14 protein-coding genes are annotated in these 16,039 nt (G+C 71.7%); 9 read left to right on the forward strand and 5 right to left on the reverse strand.

Going from position 1 to position 16,039, the window contains the following annotated elements:
* Positions 1-32 precede the first annotated feature (32 nt).
* The 4 genes from J2X26_RS07475 to J2X26_RS07490 all read right to left on the reverse strand — a co-directional run bounded on the left by J2X26_RS07475 (position 33) and on the right by J2X26_RS07490 (position 5,521).
* On the reverse strand, positions 33-2,447 hold the full coding sequence (locus tag J2X26_RS07475; RefSeq protein WP_307491112.1) for a hypothetical protein: 2,415 nt from the start codon (positions 2,445-2,447) through the stop codon (positions 33-35).
* A gap of 1 nt (position 2,448) precedes the next feature.
* Positions 2,449-3,114 carry a hypothetical protein gene (locus J2X26_RS07480; RefSeq protein WP_307491113.1) on the reverse strand — a complete coding sequence of 222 codons (666 nt, stop codon included), beginning with the start codon at positions 3,112-3,114 and terminating at the stop codon, positions 2,449-2,451.
* Between the two features lie 260 nt (positions 3,115-3,374).
* Positions 3,375-3,950, reverse strand: a complete 576-nt coding sequence (locus J2X26_RS07485) for an NYN domain-containing protein (RefSeq protein WP_307491115.1) — start codon at positions 3,948-3,950, stop codon at positions 3,375-3,377.
* Positions 3,951-4,045: 95 nt separating this feature from the next.
* Positions 4,046-5,521, reverse strand: coding sequence for an endo-1,4-beta-xylanase (locus J2X26_RS07490; protein WP_307491116.1), 1,476 nt, complete (start codon positions 5,519-5,521; stop codon positions 4,046-4,048).
* Positions 5,522-5,712: 191 nt separating this feature from the next.
* Here J2X26_RS07490 and J2X26_RS07495 point away from each other — a divergent pair, with 191 nt between their 5' ends.
* Complete coding sequence (locus tag J2X26_RS07495; RefSeq protein WP_307491117.1) at positions 5,713-6,198, forward strand: MarR family winged helix-turn-helix transcriptional regulator; 486 nt, start codon at positions 5,713-5,715, stop codon at positions 6,196-6,198.
* On the opposite strand, the gene J2X26_RS07500 is transcribed toward J2X26_RS07495, so the two are convergent.
* A complete protein-coding gene (locus tag J2X26_RS07500) occupies positions 6,187-7,047 on the reverse strand; it encodes a serine/threonine-protein kinase (RefSeq protein ID WP_307491118.1) in 861 nt (286 codons plus the stop codon). The two genes, J2X26_RS07495 and J2X26_RS07500, sit on opposite strands and share 12 nt — an antisense overlap.
* 168 nt (positions 7,048-7,215) lie before the next feature.
* Here J2X26_RS07500 and J2X26_RS07505 point away from each other — a divergent pair, with 168 nt between their 5' ends.
* From J2X26_RS07505 to J2X26_RS07540, 8 genes are all read left to right on the forward strand, one after another.
* Complete coding sequence (locus tag J2X26_RS07505) at positions 7,216-8,244, forward strand: LacI family DNA-binding transcriptional regulator (protein ID WP_307491120.1); 1,029 nt, start codon at positions 7,216-7,218, stop codon at positions 8,242-8,244.
* Positions 8,245-8,503: 259 nt separating this feature from the next.
* Positions 8,504-10,135 (forward strand): glycoside hydrolase family 13 protein, encoded by a 1,632-nt coding sequence (locus J2X26_RS07510; protein ID WP_307491121.1) that lies wholly within the window; start codon positions 8,504-8,506, stop codon positions 10,133-10,135.
* A gap of 76 nt (positions 10,136-10,211) precedes the next feature.
* Complete coding sequence (locus J2X26_RS07515) at positions 10,212-11,585, forward strand: ABC transporter substrate-binding protein (protein ID WP_307491122.1); 1,374 nt, start codon at positions 10,212-10,214, stop codon at positions 11,583-11,585.
* A gap of 79 nt (positions 11,586-11,664) precedes the next feature.
* Positions 11,665-12,603, forward strand: coding sequence for a carbohydrate ABC transporter permease (locus J2X26_RS07520; RefSeq protein WP_307491123.1), 939 nt, complete (start codon positions 11,665-11,667; stop codon positions 12,601-12,603).
* Positions 12,600-13,622 carry a carbohydrate ABC transporter permease gene (locus J2X26_RS07525; protein WP_439897826.1) on the forward strand — a complete coding sequence of 341 codons (1,023 nt, stop codon included), beginning with the start codon at positions 12,600-12,602 and terminating at the stop codon, positions 13,620-13,622. The genes J2X26_RS07520 and J2X26_RS07525 overlap by 4 nt, the downstream gene beginning before the upstream one ends.
* Before the next feature lie 89 nt (positions 13,623-13,711).
* Entirely contained in the window at positions 13,712-14,929 is a 1,218-nt protein-coding gene (locus J2X26_RS07530; protein ID WP_307491124.1) for a ferrochelatase, read from the forward strand.
* 22 nt (positions 14,930-14,951) lie between these two features.
* On the forward strand, positions 14,952-15,644 hold the full coding sequence (gene hemQ / locus J2X26_RS07535; protein ID WP_307491126.1) for a hydrogen peroxide-dependent heme synthase: 693 nt from the start codon (positions 14,952-14,954) through the stop codon (positions 15,642-15,644).
* A gap of 12 nt (positions 15,645-15,656) precedes the next feature.
* Positions 15,657-16,013 carry an META domain-containing protein gene (locus J2X26_RS07540; RefSeq protein WP_307491128.1) on the forward strand — a complete coding sequence of 119 codons (357 nt, stop codon included), beginning with the start codon at positions 15,657-15,659 and terminating at the stop codon, positions 16,011-16,013.
* The last annotated feature ends 26 nt before the right edge of the window (positions 16,014-16,039 follow it).

Below are 16,039 nucleotides of genomic sequence, written 5' to 3' on the forward strand. Positions count from 1 at the left end.
ACCCGCCTGGGTGGCCCGCCGTCGATGGTCGATCAGACGAACCGGCGCCGCGCGAGCGTCGCGAGCCCGATCCCGGCGGCGAACAGGACGACCGCCAGGATGAGGCGCCCGACCGAGCTGGCCCCGTTGCCGTCGACCCCGGCGATCTCGATCGAGTACGCCGTGGACCCCGCCGCACCGTCCGGTGCGCCGTAGGCCATGCCCTCGGTCTGCGCACGCTCGGCGCCCGCGCTGAGCACCGCGTACTTCACCCCGAAGTCCTCGGCGGTGCCCTGCCCGCTGACGACCACCTGCGAGGTGCCCTCGTCGGACAGCTGCTGGGTGCCGTCGACGAGCTTCGGCGCACCGTCTGCGGCCGTGGTGAGCCCGTCGGACAGCTGCGTGGACCCGTCGGCTGCGCTCTGGAGGCCGACGGCGAGCTGCTGGGAGCCGACCGCGGCATCGCCGATCCCGGCCGAGAGCGTGCTGGAACCCGTCGCGGCGTCCTGGAGCCCGGCGGCGAGCGCTGCCGATCCCGTCGCCGCGGTGGCGAGGCCCTTCGACAGCGAGTCCGCACCGGCGTTCAGCTTCGTCGCGCCGGCACCGAGGTCGCCCAGCCCCTGCACGAGGGTGTTGCCACCCGTGGTCAGCGAGCCGGTTCCTGCCTGGAGCTGCTTGACGCCGGCCCGCAGGGTCGCGGCCTTCGGGTCCGAGCTGGCGATGCTGCCCTGCACCGTCGCGACGAGAGTGGCGACACCCGCGTCGATCCCGACGAGACCCTGGAGCAGGCCGGGCGTCACGTTGCCGTCCTTGTCGCGGGGGCAGAACGACGGCTCGCCGGTGAGTCCGCACTGGAGCTGGGCGGCGAGAGTCGCAGAGCCCTGGAGGCTGGTCGCCAGTCCGCCCGCGTCGGTCGCGATCGACGCGGGGCTCGTGTCGGCGATCCGGTCGGCGATCGCCGCGAGCTCGGCCTGCTGGGCCGGGTCGGACAGCAGGGCCGCCAGGTCGTCGAGGTTGTCGACCTCGTCCGCCAGTGCGGTGGCCTTGGCGCCCGCGACCCCGGCGATGGTCGCAGCGGACGTTGCCGAGGTCGTCGTCTGCGACTGCAGCAGCTGGAGGCCGCCGAGCAGCGGTCCCGGGCTCGCCGGCGTACCGATCTTGCTGCGCAGCACGGCCAGACCGCCGCGCAGGGGTGCGGTGTCGGCGCCTGCGGCCCCGACCTTGTCGTACAGCAGGGCCAGCCCGGCATCGACGTTCGCGAGACCGCCCGAGACCTGGGTCAGGCCGGCGAGCAGCTCGGGAGCCTTCGCCCGCGCCTGCGCGAGGCCGGTGTCGAGCTGACCGGCGCCGAGGGCGAGGGCCGCCGCCCCGGGGGCAGCATCCTTGGTGAGACCGGCGGCCAGCTGCTGGGCCCCGGGGGCCAGCTGGTTGTTCAGGCCGGCGGCGAGGCGGGCGGCTCCGGGAGCGGCCTTCCCGTTCAGTCCGGCGGACAGCTCGGCGGCGCCCGGTGCGGCCTCGTCGTTGAGCCCGTCCGAGAGCGTCTCCGCGCCGTCGCGCAGCTGGAGCAGCCCCGCGAGCAGCTGGGCGGCGCCGTCGTGCAGCTTCAGGACGGAGTCGTCGATCTGCATCGCGCCGGACGTGAGGTCCACGCCCTTCTGCGCGCCCGCCTGGTAGCTGGCCGCGCCGCCCTTGAACGAGGGGTACTCGAGCGGGGAGACGGGCATGGACGTGAGGGTGGCCTTCGGGATGACCGCGTGGCTGACCTTCGCCGTGTAGCCGAACTCGGCTGTCGCGGACCCGATGGGCGGGAACAGGGTCATCTGGAACTGCATGCGGGTGCCGCCGCGGCCGTCGCCGGCGATGCCCGCCTCGTCGGACTGCACGTCGGTGAACGTGGACGGCAGGACGGTGACCAGCTGGCCGATCATGGGGATGACCGTCTCGGCGGAGGCGGTGGCCATCGTGCCGGTGCCGTCGTCGTAGGTGACGTCCTGGGTCTTGCCGGTCACGTTGGTCACCTTGAAGTGCACGCCGAGCGTGCCGGACTTGCCGACGACGGTGCCGGGCTGCACCGCCTTGCCGTCGAACGTGTAGGTGATCTCGACGGTGAGCGGGAGGTCCTTGTCGTAGGTGCTCAGGGAGCGTTCGCGCCGCTCGCCGTCGACGGCCAGCGTGCTGACCAGCTTGCCGTCGACCACTGTGTAGCCGCCGAAGCCGTCCAGGTTGCGCAGCCCGTCGGTGGAGACGGGGTTCTCGATGGTCGCGGTGCCGTGGCCGGTCAGCGCGAGCTGCTCGTAGACGCGGGCGCCCTGGAACACACCGGTGGCGGACAGGCGCGCCTGCACGGTCTCGGTGTTGGTGACGGCCACGTCGCCCGAGTCGGCGGCGAGCGCGGGGGACGCCGCGGTGCCGACGAGGAGGGGAAGAAGGATGGCGGCGGCGGTCGCGGTGGTGGTCGTGCGTCGCACGTCAGGCCTCCGGCTGGGGGTCGAGGGGACGGGTGGCGGGCAGGCCCCGACGGGGGGCTTCGGCGGCGGTGTAGGGGCGCGCGGGGGCGTGGTTGCCCGCGCCCTCGTACTCGCCGACGGGCGGCTCGGTCGGCGCGAACAGCGGCGACTCGGCGGCTGCCTCGGCGGCACGCTCCTCCTCGCGGTCCTGCACGACGACGACGCCGAGCAGGGACGTGGCCAGGAACCCGGCTCCGGCGGCGAGCAGGATGGACGTCGCGGTCGTGGCGGACGAGGTGACGAACGAGGACGGGTCGGCCGCGTAGGTCGCCTCGTAGGCGCCGGCCATCGCGGCGGCACCGAGCAGCGCGGACCACAGCGGCAGCCTGCCCCGCGTGAGGCCGGCGACACCGAGGCAGACCAGCACGACGACGAGGACCGCGATCGCGCGGCCCGCGGCTGCGTCGGGCAGGACCGCGGCACGCAGCCCGTAGCCGAGCCAGGCGGCGAGGAACCCGACCCCGAAGCCCGCGGCGCGCTGCGCGGGGGAGCGGTCGGGCACGAGACCCAGGGCGCCGCCGAGCGCGGCACCGAGCAGGGCGACGCCCTGCAGCTCCGGTCCGGAGAACAGGACGATCGCCGTCGTGAGGACCGCGAGGACGAGCCCCGCCAAGATGTGACGCTTCATGACCACCTCGTCGTGGTGACTGGTCCGGACGGGGAGACCGTCCGGGCAGTGCTGCTGGTGAGTGGCGCGCCCGAGGCGCTGTTGACCTGCACCGTCGCCATTGACGATGCAGGTCAGCAGACATCTCGGGCGGGACCAGCGCACTGTCTACCAGCGCACAAAGCATCTGAGCCACGCGGTACTAGGTAAAAGGGCACCGGTAGCAGGTACATCGTTATGCCGCCGTGACCTCCCTCGTGCGAAGGGCCCGCGCGAGGCCCTCAGAGGTAGCGCAGCGGGTCGAACTCGTCGAGCGGGATGATCCGCAGGCGGGGCAGCTGCACGTTGAACGCGGCCACGTCGCTCTCCAGGTCGAAGGTCTCCAGACCCTTCGCGACGAGGGCCGACAGCTGCGTGCTCGTGAACTCGCGGAACGCCAGGAGGCCCACGCGACGGTCCTCGTCGTCGACGAGCGTCTCCAGCTCGGGCGCGAAGTCGCCGTCGTGGCTGGCGAGGAGCACGTCGCCCCCGCGGCCCGCGATGGCGTCCAGCGTGCGCTTGATGCCGATGTCGACGACCTTCTCGTACGACTCGCCCGACAGCGGGATCGGCTGGAAGCCGATGGCCAGCAGCGCCTGCACGAACGACATGGGCAGCGAGCCGCTCGAGGCGTTGAGGAAGAACAGCGCCTTCACGGGCTGGTCGAACGCCTGCTGCGCGAAGGTCAGCACGCGCTCCCAGCGGGGCCGCTGCTCGGGGGTGGGCCGGCCGCCGAGGATGGACGAGCCGAGGGTCGCGTCGATGTTCTCGCCGTCGACCAGGAGGTATGTGGTGCGCGGCGCTGCCTCGGTCGTCATCGCGTCAGCGTATCCGCAGGTGACGCGCACCGGCCCAGGACCCTGTGCGGGTCCCGGGCCGGGTGCGTCAGGCGGTGTTCGTCAGGCGGTGTTCGTCAGGCCCGCGAGCAGGCCGTGCCGTTGAGGCTGAACGAGCTCGGTGCGGTGTTCGTGCCGGTGTGCGAGCCGTTGAACCCGAACTGCTGGCTGCCGCCCGCAGGGATCGAGCCGTTCCAGGCCGCGTTCTTCACCGTGACCGCGGAGCCGGACTGCGTTGTCACCGAGCTCCACGCCTGGGTGACGGTCTGGCCCGACGGGAAGCTGAACGTCAGCGTCCAGCCGTTGACGGCGCTGGTCGAGGTGTTCTTCACGGTGACGTTGGCGGTGAAGCCGGTATTCCACTGGTTGACGCTGTAGGACACCTGGCATCCGCCGGTCGGTGTGGTGGGGGTGACGGTGGGCGTCGGCGTGACGGTCGGCGTCGGGGTGACCGTCGGGGTCACCGTCGGCGTGGCCGTCGGGGTGATCCCGCCGAAGGCCGAGGCGATGGCGTCGTACGCGGGCTTCTTGTTGTAGTTGTCGTCCCAGACCAGGGCGGCGCCCTGTCCGGAGAAGACGCCGGGGACCCACGAGTACTTGTCGGTGATGCCCCAGATGGTCACACCCTGGCAGCGGCTGACCGCGTTGCAGATCTGGAAGACCTTCTTGTAGTCGGCAGCCTGCGTGGCCAGCTTGGAGGAGTCCGAGGGCATCGTCATGCGGATGTCGAGCTCGGTGATCCGCACGTCCACGCCCAGGTCGGCAAAGCGCTGCAGGTTCTGCTGCATGGACGACGGGACCTGCCCTGTGATCAGGTGGGACTGGAACCCGACGCAGTCGATCGGCACGCCCCGGGACTTGAAGTCCCGGACGAGGTTGTAGATCGCGGTGCTCTTCGAGTTGATGGCGTCGGTGTTGTAGTCGTTGATGCACAGCTTGGCGTTCGGGTCCGCGGCCCGCGCCGTCCGGAACGCCGTCTCGATGTACCCGTCGCCGATCTTCTGCTGGAGCGGCGAGTCGGAGCGGCGCTCGCCGTTCTCACCGAACGCCTCGTTGACCACGTCCCACGACGAGACCTTGCCCTTGAAGTGCGTCGCGACGTTGGTGACGTGGTTCTTCATCGCCGACTCGAGGGCCGTCCCGGACAGGTTGTTGGTCCAGCCCGGCATCTGCGAGTGCCACACGAGCGTGTGGCCGTAGAGCTCCTTGCCCGTGCTGGCCGCGTAGCTGGCCACCTGGTCGCCGGAGCCGTAGCTGAACGAGTTCTGCGACGGCTCGGTGGCGTCCCACTTCATCGCGTTCTCGGCGACGACGAGGTTGAACTCGCTGTCGGCGATGGACTTGTAGGCCGACTCCGAGAGCCGGTTCGGGTCGAGCGCGAAGCCGATGTCCTTGCCGGCCGCGGTCGCCAGGTCCTTCAGGGTGGTCGCTGCCTGGGCGGCGGGGATCGCGACGGCGGCGGCGCCGACGGCGATCGTGGCTGCGAGCGCGACGGCGATGGTGCGGGTCGCGGCTCGGCGCCGGTTGTGGGCAGGGGGGCGTGTGACGGCCATGGGGGTTCCTCCTCGTTGAAGCCAGGTGCCGGATCGCACAGTGGTCGTCGGAGGGGGGCGCCGCGAGGTACCGAAACATTTCAGTATCCGGCGCACGACACTTTCGATAGCGCAGGGCGTGGAACACCCCAGGTGGCGACGTGGTTGAGTCGATGATCGATACGTATGCATGAAAGTGGGAGTGTGAGTCGATGACCGACAACGCACGGGAGCTGCCCGGGACACGGGAGGCCGCCGAGGCGTGGGAGTCGCTGTTCCGCGCGCAGGTGGCGCTCATGCGGCGCTTCCAGCGCGACGACGTCTGGGGTGACCTGAGCATCCGCGAGTACGACGTCCTGTTCACCCTGTCGGGCTGCGTCGACGGCACCGCGCGTCTGCGCGACCTGGGGGAGAACAGCCTGCTCACGCAGCCGAGCCTCTCCCGGATGGTCGAGCGGCTCGAGCTGGCAGGCCTGGTGACGCGTGGCCCGGTCGAGGGCGACGCGCGAGGGGTGGCGGTCGGCCTGACCGCGGACGGCTGGCGGGTGCAGCGCGAGATCGGCCGCCGGCACGTGCGCACCATCCGGCGCCTCGTCGGCGGCGCGCTGGACACGCAGGAGCTGGCGACGCTGCGGGCCCTCACCGACAAGCTGCGTGCGGCCCAGGCGGGGATCCCCGACGCCGACTCAGACGCGTAGCGCCCGCAGCTCTGCGGCGACGACGGCGGGCACCGGGCGGGCGGCAGGGTCCTCGGCGGTCATCGCCAGCAGCAGCCGGCTCCAGTCCCGGCCGAACCGTGCGGGGACCTCGACGGGGTCGAGCAGGCGCGCGAGCGAGCTGGTCAGCGGGTCGCCCGGGTAGGCGCGCACGCCCGTCAGGCACTCGAGCAGGACGAGGCCGAGCGAGTAGACGTCGCTCGCCGGGCCCGCGGGGTGGCCCAGCGCCTGCTCCGGGCTCTGGTACCCGGCAGTCCCCGACGTGCCGCGCGGCGCTTCGGGAGCGCTCGCGGTCGTCACGGCGATGCCGAAGTCGGCCAGCACGACGGGCATCCACGGTGCGTCGAGGCGCCCGCCGGCGGACCGGTCCGCCGCGACCAGGACGTTGGACGGCTTGACGTCGCGGTGCACCACACCGGCACCGTGGGCGTGCCCGAGCGCGAGTGCGAGCTGCCGTCCGACGTCGGCCGTGAGAGACGGCGTGAGCGGGCCGTCGGCGATCGTGTCGCGCAGGGTGCGACCGTCGACCAGCTCCATGACGAGGAAGGCCACGGGACCCCCGTCGGGGAGGACGTCGGCGCCGACGTCGAGGAGCGCGACCAGGCTCGGGTGCGTGAGGGAGGACAGCACGCGGGCTTCGTGCGCGTAGCGCCGGATGTCCTGCGGCGTGGCGGCACCGATCGCGAACAGCTTGAGGGCCACCGCGCGCTGCAGGCGGACGTCCGTCGCCCGGAAGACCTCGCCCGACCCACCGCGCCCGAGCTGCTGCTCCAGCTGGTACCGGCGGCCCAGAGCCGAGCGCTCCGGGGTGCGGGACTCGGTCGGGGGCACGGGAGTCCTGTCTGTGGGCGGCGATCGGGGCTGTACGACGGTAGAAGCCTGCGGGCACGTCCGCACCTCGGGGCAACCGGGATACGGCGAACGGGTGACGGCTGCGACGTGAAACTGCTTGCAGCGTCCTGCAAGCCACTTGCAGCGTTGAGCAGTACGCTGACACGTATGTCCAGGCGACTCGCAGAGGTAGCACGCAAGGTCGGCGTCTCGGAGGCGACCGTGAGCCGCGTGCTCAACGGCAAGCCCGGCGTCGCGGAGTCGACGCGGGAGGCGGTGCTGACGGCGCTCGACGTGCTCGGTTACGAGCGCCCCACCAAGCTGCGCGGCGAGCGCGCCCGGCTGGTGGGCCTCGTGCTGCCCGAGCTCCAGAACCCGATCTTCCCCGCGTTCGCAGAGGTGGTCGGTGGGGCGCTGGCCCAGCAGGGCTTCACCCCCGTCCTGTGCACGCAGACCGCCGGCGGCGTCTCGGAGGCGGACTACGTCGAGCTCCTGCTCGGTCAGCAGGTGTCGGGGATCGTCTTCGCCGGCGGCCACTACGCGCAGCGGGACGCCACGCACGGGCACTACGAGCGCCTCGCCGGGCGCAACCTGCCGGTCGTGCTGATCAACGCCTCGATCGAGGAGCTGCCCTTCCCGCGGGTGTCCTGCGACGACGAGGTGGCGATCGAGCAGGCGATCGGGCACCTGGCCTCGCTGGGCCACACCACGATCGGCCTGGTCCTCGGACCGGTCGACCACGTGCCGTCCGAGCGCAAGCTGCGGGCGGCGCAGGCGATGATGCAGCGTCTGGGCCTGGAGCTGGGGGAGCGTCAGGTCGTCCGCAGCGCCTACTCCCTCGAGAGCGGGCAGGCCGCGGGGAACCGGCTCCTGCGTGAGGGCGTCACGGGCATCGTGTGCGCGAGCGACCCGCTGGCGCTCGGTGTGATCCGGGCCGCACGTCGGGCCGGGCTGCGCGTCCCGGACGACATCTCCGTCGTCGGCTACGACGACTCCGCCTTCATGAGCTGCACCGAGCCGCCCCTGACCACGGTCCGCCAGCCGATCGAGCCGATGGGCCGCGCGGCGATCGACCTGCTGGTCAGCCAGATCCACGGCGCCGTCGTGCCGCAGGACGAGCTGCTCTTCGAGCCGGAGCTCGTCGTGCGCGGCTCCACCGGTCCCGCGCCGACGCAACCGGTGGCGCTGGCCGACTGACCTCAGCGCGTTCCCCAGGCCCCGTCCCGCCGTTCTCGGCGGGGCGGGGCCTGTGTCGCGCGTGGGCACTTATCGAGATTCGATGGCGCAACGGTCACACTTCGATAACTACTCTGTCGGGTTCTTGCGTTAATCCAGTCGTTTCCTTTAGCGTCTGGATCGCGACGACGGCGTCCCGCAGGGCCGTCCTCGTCGCGTGTCACACAGGACAGCCCGGCCCCGGCGACATCGACGGCGGCCCACGAGAGACGAGACGCGAGTGGCGCAGGCGCAGCCGGAGACCGATCCGCAGTGGTGGCGCGGCGCAGTGATCTACCAGGTCTACCCGCGCAGCTTCGCGGACGGGAACGGCGACGGGACCGGTGACCTGGCGGGCCTGCGCTCGCGGCTCCCGTACCTGCGCGACCTCGGTGTCGACGCGATCTGGGTCACCCCCTGGTACGTCTCCCCGCTCGCCGACGGCGGGTACGACGTCGCCGACTACCGGGCCATCGACCCGGCCTTCGGCACCCTCGAGGAGGCCGAGCTGCTCATCGCCGAGGCCCTGCACGTGGGGATCCGGACGATCATCGACGTCGTCCCGAACCACGTCTCGGACCAGCACGAGTGGTTCCAGGCCGCGCTCGCCGCAGGCCCCGGCTCCGCGGAACGCGACCGGTTCTGGTTCCACCCCGGCAAGGGTGAGCACGGGGAGCAGATCCCGACCGGCTGGGTCTCCGACTTCCAGGGCAACACGTGGACGCGCACCACCAACCCGGACGGCACCCCCGGGGAGTGGTACCTGCACCTGTTCGCGCCGCAGCAGCCCGACCTCAACTGGTCGCACCCCGACGTCGTCGCCGAGTTCGAGGCGGTCCTGCGGTTCTGGTTCGACCGCGGCGTCGCGGGCATCCGGATCGACTCGGCCGCGCTGCTGGTCAAGGACGCGACGCTGCCGGAGGTACCGGTCCACCCCGGACCGGGCGAGCACCCGCACGTCGACCGCGACGAGCTGCACGACGTCTACCGCGGGTGGCGCGCCGTCGCCGACTCCTACGAGGGCACGCGCGTCCTCGTCGGCGAGGTCTGGCTCCAGGACAAGACCCGGTTCGCGCAGTACCTGCGTCCGGACGAGATGCACACCGCGTTCAACTTCGACTTCATGGCGCGGCCGTGGGACGCCAAGCAGCTGCGGGAGTCGATCGACATCACGCTCGCCGCCCACGGTCCCGTCGGCGCCCCCGCCACCTGGGTGCTGTCCAACCACGACATCACCCGCCCGGTCACGCGGTACGGCCGCGAGGACACGTCGTTCGCGTTCACCGCCAAGCGCTTCGGCACCCCGACCGACCTGGACGTGGGCCTGCGCCGCGCGCGGGCCGCGGCCCTGCTCACGGCGGCCCTGCCCGGCTCGCTGTACATCTACCAGGGCGACGAGCTGGGCCTGCCGGAGGTCGAGGACCTGCCGCTGGGCCTGCTGCAGGACCCGATGCACTTCCGCTCCGAGGGCGTCGACCCCGGTCGGGACGGCTGCCGGGTCCCGCTGCCCTGGACGGGTTCCGCCGCGCCCTACGGGTTCGGGTCCGGCGGGTCGTGGCTCCCGCAGCCCGCCGGCTGGGCGGAGCTGACCGTCGCGGCGCAGGAGGTCGACCCCGCGTCCACCCTGCACCTCTACCGCGATCTCCTGGCGATCCGCCGGGCCGAGCCCACCCTGGGCGACGGGCCGATGACGTGGATCGACAGCTCCGACGACGTGCTCGCGTTCGCCCGTGGCGACCTCGTGTGCGTCGTCAACCTGGGCGACGAGCCCGCCGCCCTGCCCGCCCACACCGACGTCCTGCTCTCGAGCGCCCCGCTCGAGGCAGGCCTGCTGCCGCGCGACACCGCCGCGTGGCTGCGCACCCCCGCCTGATCCGCACCAACCCGACCGCAGCACCTGATCGCGACCTGGCACCCCGTCCGGCGCGTTCCCTCACGAAGGAGTGACGATGAGGTCCTCACGCACCACCGCGCTCGCCATGGCCGGTGTGCTCTCGCTCGGCCTGCTGGCCGCGTGCAGCAACGACGACGAACCCACGGGCGGCGAGTCCGACGGCAAGATCACCCTCACGGTGGCCGGCCTCCAGCCCGGTGCCGAGACGGAGGCCGTCGACGCGCTGAACGCGCGCGTCGAGGAGTTCGAGGCCGCCAACCCCGACATCAACGTGGAGCCGGAGGAGTACAACTGGCTCGCGTCGACCTTCTCCGCGCAGCTGGCCGGCGGCACGCTGCCGAACGTGTTCGAGATCCCGCTGACCGACGCCAAGACGCTCATCGAGAACGGCCAGCTGGCCGACATCTCGACGCAGTTCGACTCCCTGTCGTTCGCGGACGACTTCAACGAGAACCTGCTCGAGGCCGGCACCGGCTCGGACGGCAAGGTCTACGCGATCCCCGCCAAGTCCATCTACGGCGTCGCGCTGCACTACAACCGCAATCTGTTCGAGCAGGCCGGGCTCGACCCCGACCAGCCGCCGACGACGTGGGACGAGGTCCGCGAGTACGCCAAGACCATCCACGACGCCACCGGTGTCGCGGGCTACGCGACGATGGCGCTCGACAACGCCGGCGGGTGGCAGCTGGCCGCCGCGGCGAACTCGCGCGGCGGCGTCATCCAGGAGCAGGACGGTGACGCGTACGTCGCCACGCTGGACGACCCGGCCGTCAAGGAGCACCTGCAGTGGCTGCACGACCTGCGCTTCACGGACAACTCGATCCTGCCCCGCACCGACCTCGGCTGGGGTGAGATCAACGAGGCGTTCGCCGGTGGCCAGCTGGCCATGTACACGTCCGGCTCGGACGTCTACAACGCGCTCGTCGAGAACAACGGGCTCACCGAGGACTGGGGCTACGGCCTCACGGCGATCCCGACGACCAACGGTGGTGGCGCCCTCACCGGCGGCACGCTCGCCGCGGTGACCAAGGAGTCCACCGACGCGCAGAAGGACGCCGCGGTCAAGTGGATCGACTTCTGGTACCTGTCCAAGATGCTGGACCAGGACCAGGCGGTGGCCGACGCCAAGCTCCGCAACGAGAACGGCCAGGCCGTGGGCACCCCGGTGCTCCCGATCTTCAGCGAGGAGCAGTACGCCACGTCGCTCGAGTGGGTCAAGGACTACGTCAACGTCCCGCTCGACAACATGAAGGGCTACACGGACGTCATGTTCACGCAGCCCAGCATCGGTGAGATCAGCGCGTCCACCCAGGACACCTATGCGCTGCTCTTCCCGGTCGTGCAGGCGGTCCTGACGGACGAGAACGCCGACATCGACGCCCTGCTCGAGACGGCGAACACCCAGGGTCAGGCTCTGCTCGACCAGTAAGACCGCGCGGTGCCCGGCCGGGGAGCGTCCCGGCCGGGCACCGTTGCTCGAACGTCCGTACCCCCGAGGAAGGCCCCTGATGACCACGGACGACGTCGTCCTCGTCGGCGCCCGCCCCCGACGCCGCGGCACCCCGCTCACCTGGGTGCGCGGCGGCGGTCTGAGCGCGCTGGTGTTCGCCCTACCCCTGCTCGTGATCTTCGGCGTCTTCTCGTGGCTGCCGATCGTCCGCGCGGTGGTGATGAGCTTCCAGAAGACGAACCTCATCACCACGTCGTGGGTGGGGCTGCAGAACTTCCAGAACGTGTTCGCCGACCCGCTCCTGCCCGTCGCGACGCGCAACACCCTCTGGTTCGCGCTGCTCGCGCTCGTGTTCGGCTACCCCGTCCCGCTCGTCGCCGCGGTGCTCATGCGTGAGGTCCGCCGGGCGAAGGGGCTGTACTCGGCCCTGGCCTACCTGCCCGTCGTCGTGCCGCCCGTGGTGGCGGTCCTGCTGTGGAAGTTCTTCTACGACCCGCGGCCCGAGGGCGTGTTCAACACGATCCTCGGCTGGGTCGGCATCCCGCCCCAACCCTGGTTGCAGAGCATGACGATGGCGATGCCGTCGCTCGTGCTGGAGGCCACGTGGGCGGCGGCCGGCGGCACCGTGATCATCTACCTCGCCGCGCTGACGGCCGTCCCGCCCGAGCTGTACGACGCGGCGGAGGTCGACGGCGCCGGCGTCTGGCGCAAGGTCTGGCACGTGCTCGTGCCGCAGCTGCGCGGGGTCCTGTTCATCACGCTGATCCTGCAGATCATCGGGACCGCCCAGGTGTTCCTCGAGCCCTACCTGTTCACCGGCGGCGGCCCGGCCAACGCGACCGTGACGATCCTGCTGCTCATCTACCGCTACGCGTTCGGCAACAGCCTCGGCGGGAACTACGGCGAGGCGACGGCGCTCAGCCTGCTGCTCGCGGTGTTCCTCGCCGTCATGTCCCTCGTGTACTTCCGCCTCACCCGCCGCTGGAGCACCTCGTGACGACGACCTCGCCCCTCGGGCCCACCAGCCCCCGGCCCGTGCTCGGCACCGCGCCGGGCGAGGTGCCCGTGATCCCGGGCGCCGAGCTGCCGAGTGCGACGCGCGCGCGCCGGGTCCGCAAGGCGTCCTCGTCCGACGACGGCGAGGACCGCAGCGCGGTCTCCGTCGCCGACTGGCGCCGCCCGTCCGTGAAGTGGTCGCTCGGCACCACGCACTGGCTGCTGCTCGTGCTGCTCGTCGTCTGGTGCGTCGGCCCGCTCCTGCTCCTGGCCAAGTTCGCCGTCACCCCCACGCAGGACATCCTGCGCACCCCGATGGCGATCTTCCCGAACGGGATCGCGTGGTCGAACCTCAGCGAGGCCTGGAACGACGTGCAGGTCAGCAAGTACTTCGCGAACACGATCGTGCTCGCCGCCGGGGCCTGGTTCAGCCAGATCCTCGTCGCGACGACCGGCGGCTACCTGCTCTCGGTGCTGCGTCCGCGCTACGCCCGGGTGCTGCAGGCGGCCGTGCTGGCCACGCTGTTCGTCCCCGCGGTCGTGCTGCTCGTGCCGCTGTACCTGACCGTCCTGGACACGCCCGTGTTCCACACGTCCCTGGTCAACTCGTTCTGGGGCGTCTGGCTGCCCGCCGGCGCGAGCGCGTTCAACGTGGTGCTCGTCCAGCGGTTCTTCGACAACCTGCCGCGGGAGATCTTCGAGGCCGCCCGCGTCGACGGCGCGGGGCCCTACCGGCTGTTCTGGTCGATCGTGCTGCCCATGAGCAAGCCGATCCTCGGCGTCGTGTCGATCTTCGCCGTCATCGCGTCGTGGAAGGACTTCCTCTGGCCGCTGCTGGTCCTGCGCAACCCGGACCTGCAGCCACTGTCGGTGCGGTTGCCGTCCATCGAGGCGACCACCGACAAGGGCGTGCTCATGGCCGCCCTGGCCATCTCCACCCTGATCCCGATCGTGCTGTTCCTCGTCTTCCAGCGCAGCTTCCTGCGCGGCGCCGGGCTGGGAGGAGCGGTCAAGGGCTGAAGGTTTCTGACAACGCGTCCCGACAATCTCACGGGCTCGTCGGGCCGCTCGCCGCGAGCGGGTCGCGTGCCCGGTGCGATGATCGTTCGGTGGCCCCCGACACTGCCGTGAGCACCTCGCTGTCCCCGACCGACCTGAGCCCTGTCGCCCCGTACGACGCGCTGCTGCTCTTCTCGTTCGGGGGGCCCGACGGTCCCGACGACGTCCTGCCGTTCCTGCGCAACGTCACCGCCGGGAAGAACATCCCCGACGAGCGGCTCGCGGTGGTCGCGGAGCACTACCACCACTTCGGTGGCGCGAGCCCGATCAACGGCCAGAACCTGGCCCTGCAGAAGGCGCTCACCGACGAGCTCGCCCGTCGCGGCATCGACCTCCCGGTGGTGTGGGGCAACCGGAACTGGGAGCCGTACACGACCGACGCCCTGTCGGCCGCGTACTCCGACGGCGCCCGCCGGGTCGTCGCCCTGGTCACCAGCGCGTACTCCTCGTACTCGGGCTGCCGCCAGTACCGGGAGAACCTCTGGGCCTCGCTCGACGAGCTCGGCATCGACGACGGTCTCGGTGAGGGCGAGCACCCGCTGGCCGTCGACAAGGTGCGGTCCTACTTCAACCACCCGGGCTTCGTGCAGGCGAACGTCGACGCGGTGACCGAGGCGTTCGAGTCGATCGGCCGCGACGCGCGCCTGGTGTTCGTCACGCACTCGATCCCCGACACGATGGAAGAGGCGTCGGCGGTCTCCGGCGCCTCGTACCGCGCCCAGCACCTGGACGTCGCGGCCACGGTCGCCGCGGCCGTCGAGCAGCGACTCGGGCGGCCCGTGACCTGGGACCTCACGTACTGCTCGCGCTCCGGCCCGCCGAGCCAGCCCTGGCTCGAGCCGGACGTCAACGACCACCTGACCGCGCTCGCGGCCGACGGGGCGCAGGCCGTGGTCCTGTCGCCGATCGGGTTCATCTCCGACCACATGGAGGTCGCCTTCGACCTCGATACCGAGGCGCTGGAGACCGCGGCCGGGCTCGGCCTGGTGGCGGTGCGCGCCGACACGGTCGGGACGCGCGAGCCGTTCGTGCGCGGGCTGGTCGACCTGGTGCTCGAGCGGGCTGCGCTGGCCCGTGACGCCGACGCGCACGGTGCCCACCCGGTCACGGCCGACGTCGTCGCGGACGCGACCGCCCGCCCGGTCGTCGAGGCCACGGTCGGGGAGCTGCCGCCCTTCCGCTCCGTCTGTCGGCCGGGCTGCTGCCAGATGCGCGCCGAGAGCCCCACCGGCATCCCCGCCGCTTGCTCGACCGACCCCTGGTCCTGACCCCCTCTTGGAGCCCTTCGCGATGTCGCACGACGCCGAGACCCTCAACGCCACCGTCCGGTACACGATGTGGACCGTCTTCGCGCTCGAAGAGGTGCTGCCCGAGGACGACGACGAGCGCGCCGAGCTCATCGCAGCCGCCCTGGCGGCCGTCGCCGACGAGGGCCTGGTGGTCCGTGGCTGGTACGACGTCGCCGGTCTGCGCGCCGACGCCGACCTCATGGTCTGGTGGCACGCCGAGACCATCGAGGAGGTGCAGGGCGCCTACCAGCGGCTGCGCGCCAGCGACCTCGGCCGGCACCTGCTGCCCGTCTGGTCCGTCGTGGGTCTGCACCGGCCGGCGGAGTTCAACCGGTCGCACGTCCCCGCGTTCCTCGCGGGCGAGCCGGCCGGCGACTACATGACGGTGTACCCGTTCGTGCGCTCGTACGACTGGTACGTGCTGCCCGAGGACGACCGCCGGCGGATGCTCGTCGAGCACGGCCAGGCGGCCCGCGGGTACGCCGACGTGCGCGCCAACACGGTCTCGGCCTTCGCGCTCGGGGACTACGAGTGGATCCTCGCGTTCGAGGCCCCCGAGCTGCACCGGATCGTCGACCTGATGCGGGACCTGCGCGCCACCGACGCCCGCCTGCACGTGCGCGAGGAGGTGCCGTTCTACACCGGCCCGCGCGTGACGCTGGAGACCTGGGCGGACCGCCAGCCCCGCGGGTGACATCATCGGCAGATGGTCGATCTGGCGGGGACATGGCGGTTCACGGCGCTCGAGGGCGCCGAGCTCGACGCGGCGGGGCGTGCCACGCCGTTCCTGACGTTCGACGGTGACGGTCAGGTCTTCGGCCTGGCGGGGGTCAACCGGGTGCGCGGCACGTGGCGGCTCGAGGGGCAGACGCTGACGTTCGGCCCCGTCGTGTCCACCCTCATGGCGGGCCCGCCGGACGCGATGACCCGCGAGCAGCAGGTGCTCCGCCTGCTGGGGGAGCCCTCGACCGTGTCGGCGCCCGACGGCGACACGCTCGAGCTCAGCGGCGTCCTGCGGGCCACGCTGGTCCGGGACCCGCACGCCGGCGACGAGCCGACGTAGACCGAGCTCACCCGGGCGCAGGAGGT

This window comes from Cellulomonas humilata (genome assembly GCF_030814415.1).
In the GTDB taxonomy this organism is placed as follows: Bacteria; Actinomycetota; Actinomycetes; order Actinomycetales; family Cellulomonadaceae; genus Cellulomonas; species Cellulomonas humilata_A.

Coding starts and splice junctions, on each gene's coding strand:
- J2X26_RS07480 (WP_307491113.1), bottom strand. CDS start 3,114: ATGAAGCGTCACATCTTGGCGGGGCTCGTCCTCGCGGTCCTCACGACG.
- J2X26_RS07485 (WP_307491115.1), bottom strand. CDS start 3,950: ATGACGACCGAGGCAGCGCCGCGCACCACATACCTCCTGGTCGACGGC.
- J2X26_RS07490 (WP_307491116.1), bottom strand. CDS start 5,521: ATGGCCGTCACACGCCCCCCTGCCCACAACCGGCGCCGAGCCGCGACC.
- J2X26_RS07495 (WP_307491117.1), top strand. CDS start 5,713: ATGACCGACAACGCACGGGAGCTGCCCGGGACACGGGAGGCCGCCGAG.
- J2X26_RS07505 (WP_307491120.1), top strand. CDS start 7,216: ATGTCCAGGCGACTCGCAGAGGTAGCACGCAAGGTCGGCGTCTCGGAG.
- J2X26_RS07515 (WP_307491122.1), top strand. CDS start 10,212: ATGAGGTCCTCACGCACCACCGCGCTCGCCATGGCCGGTGTGCTCTCG.
- J2X26_RS07520 (WP_307491123.1), top strand. CDS start 11,665: ATGACCACGGACGACGTCGTCCTCGTCGGCGCCCGCCCCCGACGCCGC.
- hemQ (WP_307491126.1), top strand. CDS start 14,952: ATGTCGCACGACGCCGAGACCCTCAACGCCACCGTCCGGTACACGATG.
- J2X26_RS07540 (WP_307491128.1), top strand. CDS start 15,657: ATGGTCGATCTGGCGGGGACATGGCGGTTCACGGCGCTCGAGGGCGCC.